Source organism: Bacterioplanes sp. CLAM21, assembly GCF_059641015.1.
The window spans coordinates 3,603,408-3,621,790 of the sequence record NZ_CM184929.1 but is presented as its reverse complement, the minus strand read 5'-3'; the positions used below and the strand labels follow the sequence as shown (position 1 = coordinate 3,621,790).

Sequence of the window (18,383 nt, the reverse complement as noted above, 5' to 3'; positions counted from 1 at the left end):
AGTTGATGCATTATGCGCAGCTGGATGGACAGCCGTTCGCGCATCCAGTCGGTAAAATAGTCTGTGTTGGACGCAACTATGCGGACCACGCAGCTGAACTAAATAACCCCATTCCAACGACCCCATTATTGTTTATTAAACCCGCCAGCTGTATTGCACCGATTGAGCCGACAATATCGATACCGGCAGGCCAGGGGGCGGTTCATCATGAGCTGGAAATAGCGCTGCTTGTGGGTCAACCTTTGGTGCGCGCATCTAGCGATCAAGCTTTGCAAGCCATTGCCGGGGTTGGCTTGGCCATAGATTTGACTTTGCGTGACGTGCAGGATGAACTAAAGGCTAAAGGCCACCCTTGGGAGAGAGCCAAGTCTTTTTCCGGTGCCTGCCCGTTAAGCGAATTTATTGGCTGTGATCGCGTCGATCATTGGCAAGAGTTGCAGCTCACGCTGTGGCGTAATCAGCAGATGCAACAGCAAGGCAGCAGTTCCGACATGCTGTTTTCTCTGGCTGAGCTGTTGAGTAGCGCCAGCCATGCCTTTGGCTTGGAGCCTGGAGATGTGGTGCTAACGGGCACTCCGGCAGGCGTAGGCCCTCTACAATCAGGAGATGAGTTAAACATGCAATTAAATGATTGGCTGACTCTAAACGCCCAGGTTGAGGCTGAGCATGGGGCTGTGTGACCAACCTGGGTTGGTGCCATTACATGAGGCGCTGGCCTATTTGCAGCAGCGTATTCAACCCATTCGCGAGCTAGAAGCCGTAGCACTGGCCGAGCTGGATGGTCGAGTGCTGGCTGCAGCCGTGGCCAGTCCTCAAGATCTGCCAGCATGCGATAACTCGGCTATGGATGGCTATGCCTTGTGCGGTGATGGTGAGCGCTGGCAAGTCTGTGGCAGTGCGATGGCGGGGCATCCTTATCAGGGAACTGAGCTGCAGCCAGGTCAGTGCATTCGCATTATGACCGGCGCCGATGTGCCTGCAGGGGCCGATCGTGTAGTGATGCAAGAGCAGTGTCAGCTTGATGGCGATACGTTGACCGTGACCACCACCGTGGCAGCGGGTGACAATATTCGCCGCCAGGGCAGTGATGTACGTTGCGGTGATGAAATCCTCTTGCCAGGTACTCGTTTAGGGCCAGCCCAGCTAGGGCAGTTGGCAAGCTTGGGCATTGATCGCATTGCTGTTCGTCGTCGCCCTGTGGTGGCGGTATTTGCGACCGGTGATGAACTGGTGCTGCCCGGCCAGCCACGTTCAAGTGGGCAAATATACGATGCTAACAGCACCTTGATGGTGGCAATGTTGCAGCGGTTGGGCTGCGAGGTGTTGTATATGGGCTGTGTCGCCGACGATGAATCCCATTTGCAGCATGCACTGGCAGAAGCGGATCTGAAGGCCGATCTTGTCGTGACCTCAGGCGGAGTGTCTGTCGGTGAAGCGGACTACAGTCGCCAGGTAGTCGAGTCGATGGGAGAGTTGGAAGTATGGCGCTTGGCGATAAAACCTGGAAAACCGTTCGCTTTTGGGCGTTTGCCTAACAGTTGGTATATGGGCTTGCCGGGCAATCCGGTATCGGCTTTGGTGACTTTGCATCAACTCGGCGCAGCCATTGTACGTTTGTTGAATGGCGAACCGTTACGGTCCAGGCACCGCTGTTTGGCCACGGCCAGTAACTCAATGAAAAAGGACCCTGGTCGGCTTGATTTTCAACGTGGAGTTTATGAACTCGGTGATAAAGGCATCGAGGTGCGTGCCCTGGCAAAGCAAAACTCGGCCCAGTTGAGCGCAGTGAGTGATGCTAACTGCTTTATCGTGTTAGAGCAGCAGCGGGGTGATGTCTCGCAAGGTGAGCAGGTGTGGATAGAGCCATTTGATGGCTTATTAATGAGTTGAGCGGCAGTTTGTGAGGTTAAGAGGAGCAAATGCTCCTCTTACGGATTAGCCTGGCTCAGTGACGGCTATCAAAACGGTAAGTGATACCTTGTTGGTTCCTTGTCTGATAGCTCTAATCATAACTCGATGATAAACAATAGGTTGTGGTGAGGATTTCAGGAAGCTCACTTTAAATGTAAACTATTTTGTAAGATTTAATGCTGTGGGCGCTGAAAAATTTACAAAATGCCTTTTGGGCGGACTCAATAGCAAGCCCCGTTGTGAGGCCTATGTCGTCACAATGGGCTTTTGTTGATATGGCTGGAAACCCTCTCCAGTCATAACCTCTTATGCCGTCCAGCTATTCGACAGTGCTTCAGCCTGTTTTAACACCAGCTCAACGGCCTCTGCTGCCTGGTCTGGTGGGTAGCGGTAACGTTGCAGAGTACGGCGTACCAGAATCCTTAGCCGTGAACGAACGCTCTCGCGTACTTGCCAGTCGATCGTGGTGGACTTGCGCAGCTTGTCGGTAATCTCGACGGCAATTTTCTTCAGGATTTCATCGCCCAGTTCTCTCACTGCGCTCTCGTTATTGGCGAGTGCATCGTAGAAGGCGACTTCATCCGGGTTTAATCCGAGTGCTGCTTCCCGAGCCAGTTCTTCCTGAAACTGCTTGGCCATGGCAATCAGCTCTTCGATTACCTGAGCGGTCTCGATGGCTCGGTTGTTGTACTTGCGCAGGGTCTCCTGCAAGCGATCAGAGTACTTTTTCTCTTGCACAACGTTGTTGCTGGTCTTTGCTTTAATATCGTCTTTAAGCAGTTTTTCCAGCAACTCGACCGCGAGGTTACGATAGGGCATCTGCCGCACATCTTCGAGAAACTCATCAGACAGCAAGCCAATGTTGGGCTTGTCGAGGCCACACAGCGCAAACACGTCATCGACGCCTTCAGCGACGATGGCGTTATCCAGAATCTGTTTTAACGCTGAGTTCTTTTCCTGCTGCGTCAGCTTGCGGTCGACACTGGTGCTTTTGGTGATTGCGGTTTTCACAGCCGAAAGGAAGGCGATCTCTTTTTGCAGTTCTCTTGCTTCGTCCAAAGTGCTGCACAGGGTGTAGGCCTTGGTCATCGCCAACACAGTATCGAGGAATCGTTTCTTGCCATCAGGCAGACCGAGAATATGGTTCGCGGCTCCAATTAGCAGCTGCTGGGGCTTGGTTTCGAATTCGCTGTAATCAAACTCATCAGACTGCGGACCTTTGGCGAATAAGCCGTGAATGATATCCAGCTTCTCCAGCAAAATAGCGAAGGCTTCTTCGGCGCTGTGAGTGGGTTCGCCTTTGCCCTTGGAGTCGGTATAGGTCTTCAGAGCCTGTTTAAGCTCATTGGCGATACCGATGTAGTCCACAACCAGGCCGCCCGGCTTATCCTTGAACACCCGGTTTACACGGGCGATCGCCTGCATCAGGTTGTGGCCCTTCATCGGTTTATCGACGTACATGGTGTGGCAGCAGGGGGCATCAAAGCCGGTCAGCCACATGTCGCGCACGATCACCAGCTTGAGCGGATCGTTTACGTCCTTGAAACGCTTTTCCAGCCGTTTCTTGGTTTGCTTGTTGTAGATATGCGGTTGCAACAGCGGTTTGTCCGACGCTGAGCCTGTCATCACGATTTTGATGGCGCCCTTCTCTGGATCGGGGTCGTGCCATTCAGGGCGGAGTTTTACTATCTCGTTATACAACTGAGCGCAGATGTCGCGGCTCATCGCGACAATCATTCCCTTACCGTCGATGGTGGCGGTACGTGCTTCGAAGTGAGCGACCAGATCTGTTGCAACCTGTTCCAGCCGTGGCTCTGCTCCAACCAGCTTCTCCAGGCGGCTCCATTCGCCCTTGGTGCGCTCACGGGCGCTGACATCCTCTTCGTCCTCGACAACTTCTTCGACCTGATCTGACAAATCCTCAATCAAGTCACGATTGATATCGAGTTTAGCCAGTCGGGATTCGTAGTAAATCGGAACGGTCGAGCCATCTTCTACCGCATCCTGAATGTCATAGATCGATACATAGTCGCCAAAGACGGCGCGAGTGTCCTTGTCTTCACTGCTGATTGGCGTGCCGGTGAAGCCAATAAAAGAGGCGTTCGGCAATGCATCGCGCAAGTGCTTGGCATAACCAAATTTATAGCTTCCGTCCTGTTTCAGTGTTGCCTTCAAGCCGTATTGGCTGCGATGCGCCTCATCAGAAATCACCACGATATTGTGGCGATCGTTAAGGATCGGGTGACTGGATTCGTCGTCGAGCAGCGCGAACTTCTGCACTGTGGTGAAGATAATGCCGCCGGACTCCCGTTCTGCCAGTAACTGGCGCAAGGTATCGCGGTCTTCCGCCTGTACCGGGGTTTGTTTCAGCAGCTCCTTCGCCACGCTGAAGGTGGTGAATAGCTGGCCATCCAGATCATTACGGTCGGTGACGACGATCAACGTCGGGTTATTCATCTGTGGTTGTTGTAGCAACTTGCCAGCGTAGCAGCACATGGAAATGCTTTTGCCTGACCCTTGCGTATGCCAAACAACCCCGGCCTTTTTACTGCCTGGTACAACACGCTCGGCATAATTTGCCCGGTATTCGCCAACACCTTCCACATGCTCGGCAGCGATGACTGTTGCCTTGACAGCTTCTCGTACTGCATGGAACTGGTGATAACCGGCGATCTTCTTGATCAGGCGCTCTGAATCGGTCTCGAACAATACGAAGAAACGAATGTAGTCCAGCAGCAGCTCACGGTCGAAGAACCCCCGAACCAGAGTTTCCAGATGCAGCTCCAGTAGCGGTTTATCATCTTCGTTCTTGAGGGTGCGCCACGGCAGAAAGCGTTCTGGATCAGCCGTAAGGGAGCCAACTCGTGCCGTCCAGCCATCGCTAATGACCAAGGCCTCGTTGAAGATAAACAGATCCGGGATCTCATCCTTGTAGGTCTGGATCTGATTAAAAGCATCCCATACATCGGCGTTTTCACTGCTGGGGCTTTTCAGCTCTAATACCGCAATGGGCAGACCATTGATAAAGCAGATAACGTCCGGACGGCGCAGCTGTTTACTGCCCTGAATCGTAAACTGGTTAATACAGCGAAAGCGGTTTTGTTGGAGTGACTCGAAGTCAATCAACAGGGCGTGGTCATGCACAACACGGTCGTCCTGCTTGTACTCCACCGGAACGCCTTCCAGCAGTAAGCGGTGAAAATCGCGGTTGCTGACGACCAGGTCCAGGCTATCGGGCTTACTGACCTGTGCGATGGCTTGTTCAATCGCCGATTCAGGCAGGTGTGGGTTGATGCGGCGTAGAGCTGCTTCCAGATCTGCCAGAAGTAGGACCTGACGGTAGTCCGAGCGCTCAGGATTTGGGCCATCATGGGATATATCTGGCCCATAGGCGACCTCCCAGCCGTTATCGGCAAACCATTCCAGGCAGAGCTGTTCCAGCTGGTCTTCGTTCATTTGTAATCCTTTAACAATGTTCTTATCGGTCTGAGCTTGATATCGGTTTGTTGCCCTTAAGGCTGCTGCTCTGTCTCTGACTGCTCATGTAACAGCTCAATCACTGCATTGATAGCAAGGTCTCTGTGTTCTTCTGGGTAGCCGAGCTTGCGAAGGGTGATGCGCGTCGATGAACGCATTTGCTCCAATACGGACTCTCGGGTTGACCAATCCACGACCATTAATTTACTCAACTGCCTCGCGATGGCTGTAGCCATGTACTCGACTTTTTCTTTTTCAATTGAGTGGTTGCAAAAGCGGCCAAGCTGGACGGCAATCGCTCCGGCATCAAGGGCATCCTGGTGCGGAACATCGTATATCGGCTCTGAGAGGGCTGCTTGGGCAGCGGATTCTAAGGTCGCGACTTCTGACGTTGAGGCTGGCTGCTCTGCTGGTGAGGTTGGTTTTAAAGCGCCAATCTCGTGCATTCGTTGCTGCTCAGCGATGACCAGATTGCAATATTCAGATGCGCCGATAAGGTCTGGAAACAGGCTGGCATGATGTACATTCATGCGCCTCAGATGCCTTACACAGCCGTCCCGATCTTCATTCTTGATGTAAATTTTGCAGATGTAGCTTGCCAGGATTCCCGGCTGATCCTCTTCAGAGGCCGTCCGCAGTTTGTCATCGTCAAAGTCTTCACTGGAAAGCGTATCGCTTAGCGTATTCTCGATGGTTGAACCGAACGAAGAAAACGTAAACAGCCCGGCCTGATTCACCAAACGGCCGTGATCATCTTTGCGTGGCTCAAACACCCGTATGTCGGGGCACAGTTCTTCATCGGCCACAAAACTCTTGTTCAGCACGTAAATAGTGCGATACGGATTATCGGTTTCTTCGGTGGAGTCTTCGCGATGAAATGCGAAGAACAGAGCGACATAGGGGGAGTAAGTCCAATCCAGCAGCGGTGTCATTAAGCCATAGTGCTGGCCTACGGCCCAAAGTTCGTCATCGTCTTCTACGAGACTGCGGTCGGATACCCGTCCTCTCACCGCACGCCTGAAATAGTCCAGCTGCTCATTAGCCAATGATGCTTCGATGATGCCGTTCTGGGTGACCCGCGCCAGCGTTGGCATCAGCCCCCAGTCATAACGACGGTGCCCACGAAAAATGTATTGGGTTTGAGGCTGGTTGAAAAAAGGGCTTTCCAGCAAATCACTCAGATCCTGCCAGCGTTCAATGCGAGTAACAGGAATACGTCCATTGGCGCTGTCCGACATTATTTCAAAACTTTGCTCAGGTGTTTCTGAATTCCAAACAGGAATTTTTTCAAAACTGACGATGTCTCCCATCGTTACTGCTCATCCTTTAAAAATACAGCTGAATTATCCTTAATTGGATTACTGGCGGTCTTTATAACTCGCCCGGTTTCTGACGCTAACTCAGACATGGGGGTGATCCTGAATACTATCGGTTTCAGGTAGAGTCAGTTCGCCGGATAGGAGTTTGGGGAGGAGGCTATCTCGCAGACTGCAAAGAGATTGGTTCTGCTGCTCATTACGATAAGTGAGCGTCATCATGTTGAATACGTGCTGGCCAAACCGATCTGTAAGAGAGCCGTTGGGGATCACGATCTCTTTAATAACAAAGTCTGGCCAGTGCCCTTTGTACTCGACAAACTTCTGTTTCCCAAGAGTGGCGAAGTAAAGCCAATGCACGTTAACGTCTAAGCCCTTGAATGGGAGTACGTTCTGAATCGTGCTGAAGTCGTGAGTGATTATACGCATGTAACAGGTATGGTTTGCGAATACGATGACTGGGTCGTCAGTGCTGGCTTTTACACCAGGTTTATCATTGTGGTAACCGATGATACCCGACTTCCCTTGATCTAAAACTGGAACACTACCTGAATCAGAGACTGTCTTCTGGGAGTACTTTTTCCCGACGCTCAGTCGCTGAATGACATCATCAATTCGCCGGACTTCCCACCCCTCGGGTATTTCCCCGAGTTCACACTCTTGCATGCCAGATGGAAACAGCTCTGCTGTGGCACGCAGTTCGGCGTACTTTTCCGGCTGCTCGCTGGCCATTTGTTGTAACTGATCTGAGTCTTTGCCGCTAATAGCCTGCATAGCGGCCAGCTCGGCATCGGCGGCGCTTCCGCTTGCTTCCAGTGCGGCGATCTTGGCTTTGACCGGTTCGAAGTCGACAAACCAGCTCTTGAAGATCGCCTGCGCCATCTGTTCGAGGGTTTGGTTGATCTGTTGGTTGATCTGGATTTTGTCGTTTAGGTCACCGGCCTGTTCTGCAATAGAGTTCTGAAAATCTATAGGAGGAACAATAATGGGGAGTTTCAGTTGCCCTGTGATTCCAAGGTAAGCTCGGGTGGAACCAGAACCAGCCCATTGACCTAAGACGGTTTGAAACAATGTGGAGTCAAAGTAAGCCTTAAGATAAACAGCATTCAACTGACTGATATCAGATACACGGTAATACGTCACCTGAGGTGTCAACACTATAAACGGGTGATCTGAGTCCTGAACAATGGCAGTACGGCCTATAGTCGCCTTGTGCGAAAGCAGTACATCCCCAGCCTTGGCAAAGCCTTTTCGCAAACCTCTAGCTTGCTCCTCTGTAATGAACTTGCAGCCGGTTAGATCAACTCTTCCACCATCAAGGTCAGATGCCATGACGAAAGGCACGCCACTTTCCACGTAGTCATCAGCTTTTGGATGGATGCCTCCATGATTGCCATCGAGTGGTTTTTCTATCACTCCGTCGGCTACCAGTTGAGCAACTGTTAGTTGGCGCCAGCCTGTTGGGAGTGTGTTCAACTCATCAAAGCTCATACCCCAGCCCCCTCAGATTGCGCTTAATTGCCGCTTCCAGTCGATCGCTCTCTTCAAACTGTGCCTTCAGCTGCTCAGTCAGTCGTGCCATTTTCTCGGCAAAAGGTTCTCCGTCGTCTTCCTGGTCTGGTACGCCGACGTAGCGGCCCGGAGTCAGTACAAACTCGTGTTTCTTGATCTTCTCGAAATCGACGGTAGCGCAGTACCCGGCATCATCTTCGTAATTTTTACCGCTCTGCCACGCGTGGAAGGTGTCGGCGACCTTGCTGATATCGTCAGCGGTAAAGTCGCGCAAGACGCGATCCTTCATATAGCCAAGGTTGCGGGCGTCGATAAACAACACTTCATTGCGACGGTCACGTTTTTTGCCGTCTTTGCCACTTTTATCTTTGGTCAGCAGCCAGATACAGGCCGGGATCTGGGTGTTGGTGAACAGTTGGCCCGGCAGGGCGACCATGCATTCGACTAGATCTTCTTCGATCAGGCGCTTGCGGATTTCACCTTCGTTATTGGTGTTGGAACTCATGGAGCCATTGGCCAGCAGCAGCGCCATGCTGCCTGTCGGCGCCAGGTGATGAAGCATATGCTGCATCCAGGCAAAGTTGGCGTTGCCGTTGGGTGGGGTGCCGTATTTCCAGCGGGCATCGTCGGCCAGGGTCTCGCTCCACCAGTCCTTCATATTGAATGGCGGGTTGGCCATGACAAAGTCGGCGCGCAGATCCGGGTGCTGGTCATCAAGGAAGGTATCAGCGTTCTTTTTGCCAAAGTTAAAGTCAATACCTCGGATCGCCATATTCATGGCCGCTAGCTTCCAGGTAGTGGGGTTGGACTCCTGTCCATAGACGGATATGTGTTTTCTTTGCTCAGCAGCGTTGTAGTGCTGCTCGCGGGCGTGCCCCTCAATGAACTTGTCACTGGAAACGAAGAAGCCACCGGAGCCCATGGCCGGGTCGTAGACGCGACCGGAGTATGGCTCCAGCATTTCGATGATCAGGGTCACGATGCTTTTTGGGGTGTAATACTGGCCGCCTTGTTTGCCCTCTGACAGTGCGAACTGGCCGAGGAAGTATTCGTAGACATGACCGAGTATGTCTTTGCTGTGCAGGTTGAGCTTCTCGCCGTTGTACAGCGGTTTGGTGAAGGAGCTGTCGGAGAAGGTGTTGATCAGGCCCAGCAGCTTGTCGTTGTCGAGCTGGTACTGGCCGATGCGGTTCAGGATGCCTTTGAGCTTGGCGTTGCTCCTCTCGATCTCGTCCAGCGCGTTGTCGACCAGCCAGGAAACGGAGCGAAGTTTTACATCAGTACCTGCGTCGTCTTGCCAAAGCACAGAGCCGATGGGCAGCACGGCTTTCTCTTGCAATGTTTTCCAACGGGCGGCTTTGGGGACCCAGAACACATTGTCTTCGCGGTAGTAGTCGAGTATCTCCAGCTCGTCTTTGAGGGCTTGCTGGTAGTCAGCGTCGCTGTCGAAATCGTCACGAGGCAGGTAGTAGATATTGTCGTCGTTATCGGTCTGGAATAGCTCCAGCAAGGCATCCTGACGCTCTTCGAACGCATCAGAGACGTACTTGAGGAAGATCAGGCCTAACACCACGTGTTTGTAATTGGCGGCGTCGAGATTAGAGCGCAGTTTGTCGGCGGCTTTCCAGAGCTTGTTGTCGAGATCGTTAAGAAATTGCTGTTCGGTGTTATTCATCCGTTCCTCTGGGATTTTCCTTATTCAGGGGAGGCCTGTCTTTGGCTCGGTATCAGTTAACTGACCTCATCCCTATTCAAAATTTGATGGTTACTTTCGCTCTGACGAATCGCGGTCAATGGCCGGTAGATCGGCATCGAGCTTTTCTTTGGATAAACCATGTTTGTATGCGTTGTACTGCCATTTCAGGAATTGCTCAAGCAGGTTGGCATTCTCGGCTTTCAAACGGCTGTTTTCACTCTCAAGGCGTCGGATTCTTTGTTCCGCAATGCTCAGGCTTTGCGGTCTTTTGGTCGAGACAAAACCATTCTTCAGCTGTTCTTTTTTATGGCTGAAGGCGGATTTGATTCGCTCATGCGCATTGAGTGTCTGGCGTGTTGGCCGGGTTCCGGTCAGGGGCTCAGAGGCATCACATATAGCCTCCCATGATAACTTGCCATCCCAACCATCGATAAGGCTTATAATTGAATCAATGTCTTTTGGGGTCAGATGTTTGGCCATGGTTAACCTCCGAGCAACGAGCGCAGCTCGTCCATATCTTGATCTGGCGAGGGAATGGATGGTGTGGTCTGAGCAGTGTGTGAAGCCAGTGCCCGATTCAGCGGACTGAACTCCTGATCATTACTCAGTTTGATGATTGCTCCGTCTTCCAGGTCCGGAGATTCCAGCAGCTGAATGAGCTTTTCAGCCCGCTCCAGTGTCTGCAGCTGATGTTGGCTCCAGCGGTCTGCACCGTAGACTCCGTCTTTAGACGCTTGCTGCGCCTTGTTGAGCTGCAAGCGGATGCCATCGCGTTGTTTCTTAAGGCGACCCAGTTTTTCATCATCCCCCTTGATACAAACCTGTTCCGTGCAATTCAGGCAGTCACGATGTTTTTGGCATGGCAGCATGGAAAAGTCATGCACACAAAAGCCATATTCCGTGACGTGAGCAATGCCTTCGCCTATGGCTTCAAGATCCGAGAAGGTGACGGGGGTATGAGTCCTTATTTTCTCAAGGACGCCACCAAAGCCAGCTTGTCGGGCCAAAGCAACGTAATCGTCGTCGGTCATGTGGTTGTAGGTGGCGTTCTGGTGAATATTGGCGCGGCCAGACCATTTTGCGATATCGAGCTGACCGAGATCGCCCTTCTGGGCAATGGTATTCAAGAAATGCCTTAGTTGATGGGACGTCATGGATATTTCGGTCCCGTCGGTATTGCTGTAACCGTGGCGTCGCCAAATATTGCTTTCCTGGCCTGATATGTAATTGAGGTCGTTGGTGAACGTGGTTTTGCCAGGAGTCCAAAGCAGGACAGGGCTTGGTTTTCTGCTTTGATGAAATTCGTGGTTTCGAAAGCAACAGAGCGACTGTGAATAGGTAATGTGCCGTTCCTTGTTTTTCCATGGCCAGCCAGCAGGCAGTACAGTGCGAACAAATTCATTCAGGAAGGCGAGGGTGAGAGGGGCGTCTTTGGCCTTGAGTTCTTTGTATGGGGCGTAGTCTTTAAAATACTGCGAGATAGTTTGACGGCCTTCCAACAGCCCAAGCGCCCTGCATACCTGCTGGTTAGTCAGTGGATCATGCTCCCCAACATCCGGACAGTTGTCATGGCGATAGAAGTTGTCGGGATGATTCTCGTACCAGATCGCCAGTTTACGGCCTTCTTCGGACAGCTCGGTCAGACGACGAACCGCTTCGATAGCAATATCCTTGAGAGCGGTTGGAATCCACTTGATGTCGGACCCATAACCCTTTCCGGCATAGAAACGCAGACCAAGGCGTTCGATCCCCTTGCTGTCGGTTTCTCTGTGCAGGCAGTTCACCGGGAGATCCTGAACTTCGCTGATTCTGGACGGTGCGCACATCAATAGCGCAAATATCGATGTGGTGAATCTATCCCGTGAGCCTTGTGGGTTATTGGCAAACAGCTCGGCCATAAATCCGAGGTGACGCTGGTCAGGCATTTTTTCGGATCGTTTCTTTTTCCCTTCAGCGTCTGTTCGGTTGATCTCTTTAGGCTTGGAGATCGGGTTCTTCCAGGTGAGCGGGGCTGGAATGATTTTGCTTTCGTTGAGGAATTCAACGAGGGTTACCAGGCTGTTACCCGCCTGGTAGGCAGAGGCTTTGTATTCTCTTGCTACCTGTGCAGCGACATCCATCACCTGTACGTCTGTTTGGGTGATGTCAGCTTTGCCTTTTACCAACAGAAGCGCTTTTTCAATGCAGCGGATGGCCTTGAACTCATTCTTGAGCTTTGTGGGTTTGTGGCCCTGTTGGTAACGCACATAGGCTTTTGCGAAAGGAATAATGCCGGGGTTGAGTCGTTGTTCGTTCGAAAACCCTCTGGACGGAGCTCCAATGACGGTAAAGTTGCCAACACCAGTCCAGGTATCGCTATCCCAATCCAGATCAGCTCCAAACACAGTCAGGCGATGACGACACATTGCGACGAAGTCGCGCAGGTTGGCCTCGGCATTCAGCTGATGCTTTGGAGTGAATAGAAGAATATCAGCCATCAATCACTCCGTTTTTCATCGCATTACAACGGTTAACGACATCACCTACGGCCAGGATCAAGCGGTCATTCACCGCAGCAATTTTGTTATCGCTGGTATGCTCTAACACGCTATCTCGCTCACTGATCAACCTTTCCAGAACGGCTTCGTGTGGCCCGTCGAGCCAGGGCTGGAAATGATTGCAGGTGTAACAAGCCACTGGAGCTAAGGCGCTGCAGAAACCGCAACTGCCGCAGGTGCCAAGGTTAGCGGTGCCGTTGGAAATCCTGCTGCTCCTATCGTCGCCACGTTTGGCGTCATTTTCGGATACAACCAATACGCCCTGAAATGCTTGTGCTATCGGAGCCAATTGCAGAGCTACGGCTTTGTCTATGCGTTCGACGATTTCTGGAATGTTTCGTACATAGACGCCAGCGTTTTGGGTGTCGGAGTGGTCGAGCGCCTCGGCAATAACGTATTCGCCTTTGCCTTCACGGGCGAGATTGGTTCCCAGTGTGTATCGAAAACGAGTCGGGTTGAGACGCACCGGCTCACCGGTTCTTTCGCTGATAACCTTTATCGTTTTTTCAACTCGAAACATGGCTCTTCTTACCGAGTCACTTGGAGCATGCAGGCGGTCGCTTATGAGTTGTTCTTTTAAATCTGATATAGAGTTGGCTGTTTCGAGGGCGGGAAATAACGGCAGCTCGGGAATGAGATTCGGGGCGATGTCTGCGCCTAAGACGGTGCTGAACTGTTGGCGAACGGCCTCAGCTTGCTGCTGCAAAACGATCCATAGGTCTTCGACTACTGCAAATTGATTAAACGATTGGCGCCATGCCTGGCTGCGCTGTTTGGCGCGAGGAAACCTGATGAAGTACTTATCGGACTGCTGAACCAAATCCATCAGTTTCAACGCTGTAATTTGTGTCGGGCGACGCCCTGTCATCGCAAGAATCAGCGCATAACAGGTATCGGCAAGTGTTAAACGTTTTTCTCCGAATGCTGTGATGACTGCACCGATAACGGCTTCCATTTCGATATCCGATAACGGACCACTGTCAGGACACATGGACTGAACGGCAAAGCCTTTCTCGTTGCCTTTGATCGTCCATTTATTCAAAAGCTTGATGGTCTCATGAGGTACACCGCTGTATCCCAGTTCAGACCACTTTCTGATGAATCCGCGAAGAGCCCCTAGGTACCATTCAGTATGTTTATCGAGCATTGAGCGATACGAAATTAGCGATTCAACACTGAAGAGCGGCTGGCCAGTTGTTGATTCCAGGTATAACTTGAAGCGATAAAACAAATTATGTACGTGTGCCGGAGAGTTGGATATCGAGTAAAAGGCCAGCACATGCAGTGCAGACAGGTACATATCCTGACTTAACAGCCTTTTAAGTGCGTTAACTGGAATTTCGACGTCCTTGCTAAGTTGCCAGCGTTCGCTGGAGAATTTGACTTGATATTCAGCTCTGGAATAAAAGTCGCGGCTATCAATCTTATGTGACGCAGGAATGCTCATTCTTCACATCCCTCCGACTTTTTACTTATGTGCTTATTTTGAATTTCAAGAGCAGCACTGTTCGCTTGCTCCTTGATATGCCTGCGATTGTAAGTCGCGGCTGTTCCTGAGGTTTCACTCCAGCCCATCAGATATGAACGAATTTTCTCCTCTCGTTCTGGTGTTACGCCTTTGCTTTCACAGGCTTTTGAAAAAGAATAGTTCCAATGATGGCGTAGGGCGTGAGCATGAATTCCATCGTGGTTGTCTGCGATCCGTTTCAAGTCAGCCATGAACTTTCCGAACGCAGCATTTGATATTGGCTGACCCAGTGACGTCCCCTCTTTGTGAGTTACGAACAGATAACCATGCTTCTTTGCACCCGAAGTTTTATTTCGGTGTTCGAGCACGTATTCATAGATGCGATTGATGAGTTCGGGAATCAGTGGAATGGTGCGCTCTCGTGTTTTTGCAACAGGCTGGAATGCACGTACGTCATCCTTGGAGTCCGGTCGCCTGACAACTTTCAGAGTGTTTTTGGCAAAGTCGATGTCTTCAACCTTCAGGTTAAGCAATTCACCACGTCGAAGACCCGTGACCCGCAGTATCGAGAACATCAAAGCATTACGAACCTGGACTGCATATTCCTTGGCTGGATTGTTCTCAGCTCCCGGTTTTAATGCCTTTTCAAGGGAATCCAGAACCGCATCATCCAAATGCTTTTCATCTCTATTTGGACTGGATTTTGTTGGCTTCTTGGGACGGTTGGCTTTTATCTGCGAAACCATTCGCTCTACATGATCATGATCGCGTTTCGAAGATGGTTGCAGCTGTTTTGCAAGGAAGCCCAGGTAATCAGCAAGTACAGACAAACGAGCATACTGATTGCTCGTACTAACAAGGTTACGACGTTCTGAAATAGAGACAACCTTAGCTTGTCCTTTCCGGACCAATGGCTTCTGCATGAAATCGCGTAAAGCATGTATCTCATTTGGGCGAAGAAAGTCGCCTTGAGAAAATCGTGATTCGAGATCCAAATCGTAATAGGTCTGCCATGCGTACAAAGCCTTAATCGCGTTGAGTGAGTTCTCAACCGTATTTACAGCGAGTGAACGTCCACGCATGTAAACAGTGACGTACAGTGATGGATAGAAAAGTGGAACACCACTTTCATCGACGAGCATGGCTGATCGCTCACCATCTGAGAGTTTCAACCTGCGCACTGATAACTTCATGACAGTCTCTGTTTTTTACATTTTTTCAATGTATCAAACTGCAAATATAGGCTCAACAGAAAATTTACATCAATAAAAACTAAAAACCCCCAATTTACGGGGGTTGTAGGACAAAACTTTACTTTTTTATCTATGGTATTTCCTAGAACGGGATATCATCGTCGAAATCGTCAAAGCTGTTGCTCGGCTGAGGTGCCTGTTGTTGCGGTGCTTGCTGATAACCACCCGGTTGCTGCTGTGGCGCAGCTTGTTGGTGTTGTGGCTGCGGTGGCTGTTGCTGTTGCATAGGAGCCGCTTGTTGGTAGCCGTGTTGCGGTGCCTGTGTCATCGGTTGCTGGGCCGGCTGAGGTGCAGGTTGAGCCGCATAGCCAGCTGGATTATTCATTGGCTGGGCCATGCTCTGGTTGTTCATACCCGCATTGTTCATGCCGCCCATCGGTGCATTCATTGATGGGTTAGAGAAGCCACCGGCATTGTCACCACGGCTATCCAGCATCATCATGTCATTGGCAATGATTTCAGTGGTGTAGCGTTTTACGCCATCTTTTTCCCACTCGCGAGTGCGCAATTTGCCCTCAAAATAAGCACGTGAGCCCTTTTTCAGATACTGCTGAACGATTTCAGCCAGTTTTCCGTAAATGGTGATGCGATGCCACTCTGTTTGCTCAACCTTCTGACCGGTTTGCTTGTCGTTATAGCTTTCGTCTGTTGCCAGGCTGAGGTTGGCAACAGCGTTGCCATTCGGCATGTAACGAACCTCTGGGTCACGCCCCAGGGTTCCAATTAATGTCACTTTATTTACGCTGCGACCCATGATTGGCTCCTGTTAATTCGCTAGGCCGTTGCCTGAGCGGGATTGATAATGGATTGTGCCTTTGAACGATCAAATTCATCGGCACTGATTTTTAAATAAATGGCTTGCTCGTCGACCAGCCAGGTGACGTCAGCAACACCTGCCAAAGCTTGTAGTTGCTGCAGCACAGAATCATTGAGCGGCTGCTGGCAGGTTAAGCGCAAACTGGTCAAATGTTTCGGCGCCTGAGTGCGCGCTATGATTAGAGTCCAGACTAACACTGCCAGTCCTAGCAGTGCGAACAAATGGCCATAGCCATATTGAGCCATGACCATACCGCCCAAGCTACCACCGATAAACGCCCCGAGAAATTGCATGCTGGAATAGATACCCATGGCGCTGCCTTTGGCGCCAGCAGGGGCGACCTTGCTTAGCCAAGATGGCAAGCTGGCTTCCATCAGGTTAAAACCCCAAAAGTACAGCAGCAACAATACCGACCAGTGCCACAGCTCAGTGGCCATGGTCATCAGCCATAAACTGGCGGTCAGCACCAGCGCACCTGTGATAACCACGCTTTTCATTTGCCGACGTTTTTCGGCCACAATGATGAAGGGCACCATCAGCACAAAGGCCAGCACCAGTACAGGGAGGTAAAGCCAAGAGTGCTGAGCACTGCTAAGCCCGGCCTCTACCAACTGCAGCGGAATGGCGACAAAGATCGCCACCATCAGGGCATGCAAGATGAAAATACCAATGTTAAGGGGCCACAATTGGCGGTTTTTTAGCTGCTTTACCACCTCGGGCAGTACTGCGGTGGCATCGCGGTGAATTTTGGCAGGTGGCGATGGCACCAGCCATAAGGTGACCAATATGCCTACGATGGCCAGCGCTGCCGTCAGAGCAAAGATGGCAGCCAACCCACCGAGCGAGGCTAGCCACGGGCCGGCCACTAACGCCAGTGAAAATGACAGTCCAATGCTGGCACCGATAGAGGCCATGGCCTTCATGCGATGCTCTTCGCGGGTTAGATCCGTTACCAGCGCCATAATAGCGCTGGCAATGGCTCCCGCTCCCTGCAGTGCACGGCCAGCAATAACGCCGTAGACAGAGTCAGCGCTAGCAGCGATTAAACTGCCAATGGCAAACAGCACAAGACCGCCGATGATGATGGGTTTGCGCCCCCAATGATCCGACAGAGCACCGGCGGGAATCTGCAGCAATGCTTGGGTGAGGCCATAGACCCCCATGGCGAGGCCAAGCAAAGCAGGGGTAGCGCCGTCCAGTCGTTGCCCTTCAACCATCATGACGGGCAGAACCATAAACAAACCGAGCATACGCGTAGCGTACAAAGACGCCAAAGAGGCGACGGCTCGTCGTTCGTTGTGCGGTAGTCTGTTGGATGGTGACACGTGCGTTGGTCCGGCGCTCAGAAAAAGGCGGCAAGTGTACCAGTAATCCGTGCTCCGGATGAACCATAGGTGAGTATTCCTAGGTCCTGACAGGAAGGCGTTAAATGTCATCAATGGTCGGTTGTGTCTCTGGTACGTAAGGATTAATACTAGCTAGACTCGTTTTCTCGGTCGCTGGCGCAAGGTGCGTTTGTGCCAATATCGGGGCTGTCCTGATAAGACCATAGTATTTTCGCTACCGTGACATAGACTCAGATTTCCGGCGGATTGACCGCTACTGGTTTACGCTTTTTCCGGCGCATTGAGGAATGGACACAGGCTTTCGGGCTGTCGAGCACAAAGGAGCAACGAATGGACATGTCAACGCGTCTTCCCGGTCGCAGAATCATTCTGTTTGGCCAGCAAAATCTTCAAAATTCCATCCTGATTGGGTTTATCCACCAGAGGACAAACATTGACTGCCAATTGGTCAATCGTTTGCACTGGGATCAGCAATGGAACGAGTACCCCTGCAAGACTCTGGCATTGATTGATGGTGATGCCGGGCGTCTTGAGCGCATCCAGGATTTGCTTGAGCAAATCCACGAACAGCCCATGGATATGCAGGTGGCACTGTTTAACGTGCCACATGACGATCCACTGGAGCGCATGATTGCATGGCCAAATATTAATGGTCTGTTTTATCGTGATACCTCTCAGCAGCAGTTGTCGAAAGGCATTGTTGGGGTATTCAGTGGTGAATGCTGGTTGCCTCGTCAGTTGATGGCGAGTTATCTGGCACGGCACAGACACAAGCCTAAGCGCATGAGTCCTTGTGCCAGTAAACTGACTAAACGCGAAAAGCAGATTCTGCAATTGACGGCTACCGGTGCGACCAATACCGAGATTGCTGATCAGCTGAATGTCAGTATGCATACAGTGAAAACCCATATCTACAATCTGTTTAAGAAGATTGGCGCCAGCAACCGCATTCAGGCGGTGAACTGGGCGCAGGAAAATATGGACGAACTGTTGCGAGATCGGGCTTGATAGAAGACTTGTAGATGCGGGGCACTGCCCTACAATGGTCAG

13 protein-coding genes are annotated in these 18,383 nt (G+C 51.4%); 3 read left to right on the top strand and 10 right to left on the bottom strand.

Features of this window, described 5'->3' with window-relative positions; genetic code table 11:
- The first annotated feature begins 5 nt into the window (after positions 1-5).
- Positions 6-680, top strand: coding sequence for a fumarylacetoacetate hydrolase family protein (locus tag AC55FS_RS16545; protein ID WP_496933370.1), 675 nt, complete (start codon positions 6-8; stop codon positions 678-680).
- The gene (moeA, locus tag AC55FS_RS16540) at positions 667-1,890 is read left to right on the top strand and encodes a molybdopterin molybdotransferase MoeA (RefSeq protein WP_496933368.1); all 1,224 of its coding nucleotides are present in this window, start codon (positions 667-669) and stop codon (positions 1,888-1,890) included. Before AC55FS_RS16545 ends, moeA begins: the two co-directional genes overlap by 14 nt.
- Positions 1,891-2,217: 327 nt before the next feature.
- Here moeA and AC55FS_RS16535 read toward each other — a convergent pair whose 3' ends face one another.
- The 10 genes from AC55FS_RS16535 to AC55FS_RS16490 form a co-directional block, all read right to left on the bottom strand.
- Positions 2,218-5,367, bottom strand: a complete 3,150-nt coding sequence (locus tag AC55FS_RS16535) for a type I restriction endonuclease subunit R (RefSeq protein WP_496933367.1) — start codon at positions 5,365-5,367, stop codon at positions 2,218-2,220.
- A 56-nt stretch (positions 5,368-5,423) separates the two neighbouring features.
- Positions 5,424-6,698 (bottom strand): FRG domain-containing protein, encoded by a 1,275-nt coding sequence (locus tag AC55FS_RS16530; RefSeq protein ID WP_496933366.1) that lies wholly within the window; start codon positions 6,696-6,698, stop codon positions 5,424-5,426.
- A 90-nt stretch (positions 6,699-6,788) separates the two neighbouring features.
- Complete coding sequence (locus AC55FS_RS16525) at positions 6,789-8,195, bottom strand: restriction endonuclease subunit S (RefSeq protein ID WP_496933365.1); 1,407 nt, start codon at positions 8,193-8,195, stop codon at positions 6,789-6,791.
- On the bottom strand, positions 8,185-9,891 hold the full coding sequence (locus AC55FS_RS16520) for a class I SAM-dependent DNA methyltransferase (protein WP_496933364.1): 1,707 nt from the start codon (positions 9,889-9,891) through the stop codon (positions 8,185-8,187). The genes AC55FS_RS16525 and AC55FS_RS16520 overlap by 11 nt, the downstream gene beginning before the upstream one ends.
- A gap of 90 nt (positions 9,892-9,981) precedes the next feature.
- Positions 9,982-10,392: a hypothetical protein gene (locus tag AC55FS_RS16515; protein ID WP_496933362.1), complete on the bottom strand. Its 411-nt coding sequence runs from the start codon at positions 10,390-10,392 to the stop codon at positions 9,982-9,984.
- A 2-nt stretch (positions 10,393-10,394) separates the two neighbouring features.
- On the bottom strand, positions 10,395-12,389 hold the full coding sequence (locus AC55FS_RS16510; RefSeq protein ID WP_496933361.1) for a hypothetical protein: 1,995 nt from the start codon (positions 12,387-12,389) through the stop codon (positions 10,395-10,397).
- Positions 12,382-13,896, bottom strand: a complete 1,515-nt coding sequence (locus AC55FS_RS16505) for a site-specific integrase (RefSeq protein ID WP_496933360.1) — start codon at positions 13,894-13,896, stop codon at positions 12,382-12,384. The genes AC55FS_RS16510 and AC55FS_RS16505 overlap by 8 nt, the downstream gene beginning before the upstream one ends.
- Positions 13,893-15,110, bottom strand: coding sequence for a tyrosine-type recombinase/integrase (locus AC55FS_RS16500; RefSeq protein ID WP_496933359.1), 1,218 nt, complete (start codon positions 15,108-15,110; stop codon positions 13,893-13,895). The genes AC55FS_RS16505 and AC55FS_RS16500 overlap by 4 nt, the downstream gene beginning before the upstream one ends.
- 142 nt (positions 15,111-15,252) lie before the next feature.
- The gene (gene ssb / locus AC55FS_RS16495) at positions 15,253-15,924 is read right to left on the bottom strand and encodes a single-stranded DNA-binding protein (protein WP_496933358.1); all 672 of its coding nucleotides are present in this window, start codon (positions 15,922-15,924) and stop codon (positions 15,253-15,255) included.
- Positions 15,925-15,944: 20 nt separating this feature from the next.
- Entirely contained in the window at positions 15,945-17,312 is a 1,368-nt protein-coding gene (locus AC55FS_RS16490) for an MFS transporter (RefSeq protein WP_496933357.1), read from the bottom strand.
- Between the two features lie 351 nt (positions 17,313-17,663).
- Between AC55FS_RS16490 and AC55FS_RS16485 the strand changes: the two genes are divergently transcribed.
- Complete coding sequence (locus AC55FS_RS16485; protein WP_496933356.1) at positions 17,664-18,341, top strand: LuxR C-terminal-related transcriptional regulator; 678 nt, start codon at positions 17,664-17,666, stop codon at positions 18,339-18,341.
- The last annotated feature ends 42 nt before the right edge of the window (positions 18,342-18,383 follow it).

Coding starts and splice junctions, on each gene's coding strand:
- moeA (WP_496933368.1), top strand. CDS start 667: ATGGGGCTGTGTGACCAACCTGGGTTGGTGCCATTACATGAGGCGCTG.
- AC55FS_RS16500 (WP_496933359.1), bottom strand. CDS start 15,110: ATGAAGTTATCAGTGCGCAGGTTGAAACTCTCAGATGGTGAGCGATCA.
- AC55FS_RS16510 (WP_496933361.1), bottom strand. CDS start 12,389: ATGGCTGATATTCTTCTATTCACTCCAAAGCATCAGCTGAATGCCGAG.
- AC55FS_RS16530 (WP_496933366.1), bottom strand. CDS start 6,698: ATGGGAGACATCGTCAGTTTTGAAAAAATTCCTGTTTGGAATTCAGAA.
- AC55FS_RS16545 (WP_496933370.1), top strand. CDS start 6: ATGCATTATGCGCAGCTGGATGGACAGCCGTTCGCGCATCCAGTCGGT.
- AC55FS_RS16525 (WP_496933365.1), bottom strand. CDS start 8,195: ATGAGCTTTGATGAGTTGAACACACTCCCAACAGGCTGGCGCCAACTA.
- AC55FS_RS16520 (WP_496933364.1), bottom strand. CDS start 9,891: ATGAATAACACCGAACAGCAATTTCTTAACGATCTCGACAACAAGCTC.
- AC55FS_RS16485 (WP_496933356.1), top strand. CDS start 17,664: ATGGACATGTCAACGCGTCTTCCCGGTCGCAGAATCATTCTGTTTGGC.
- AC55FS_RS16505 (WP_496933360.1), bottom strand. CDS start 13,896: ATGAGCATTCCTGCGTCACATAAGATTGATAGCCGCGACTTTTATTCC.
- AC55FS_RS16515 (WP_496933362.1), bottom strand. CDS start 10,392: ATGGCCAAACATCTGACCCCAAAAGACATTGATTCAATTATAAGCCTT.
- AC55FS_RS16535 (WP_496933367.1), bottom strand. CDS start 5,367: ATGAACGAAGACCAGCTGGAACAGCTCTGCCTGGAATGGTTTGCCGAT.
- ssb (WP_496933358.1), bottom strand. CDS start 15,924: ATGGGTCGCAGCGTAAATAAAGTGACATTAATTGGAACCCTGGGGCGT.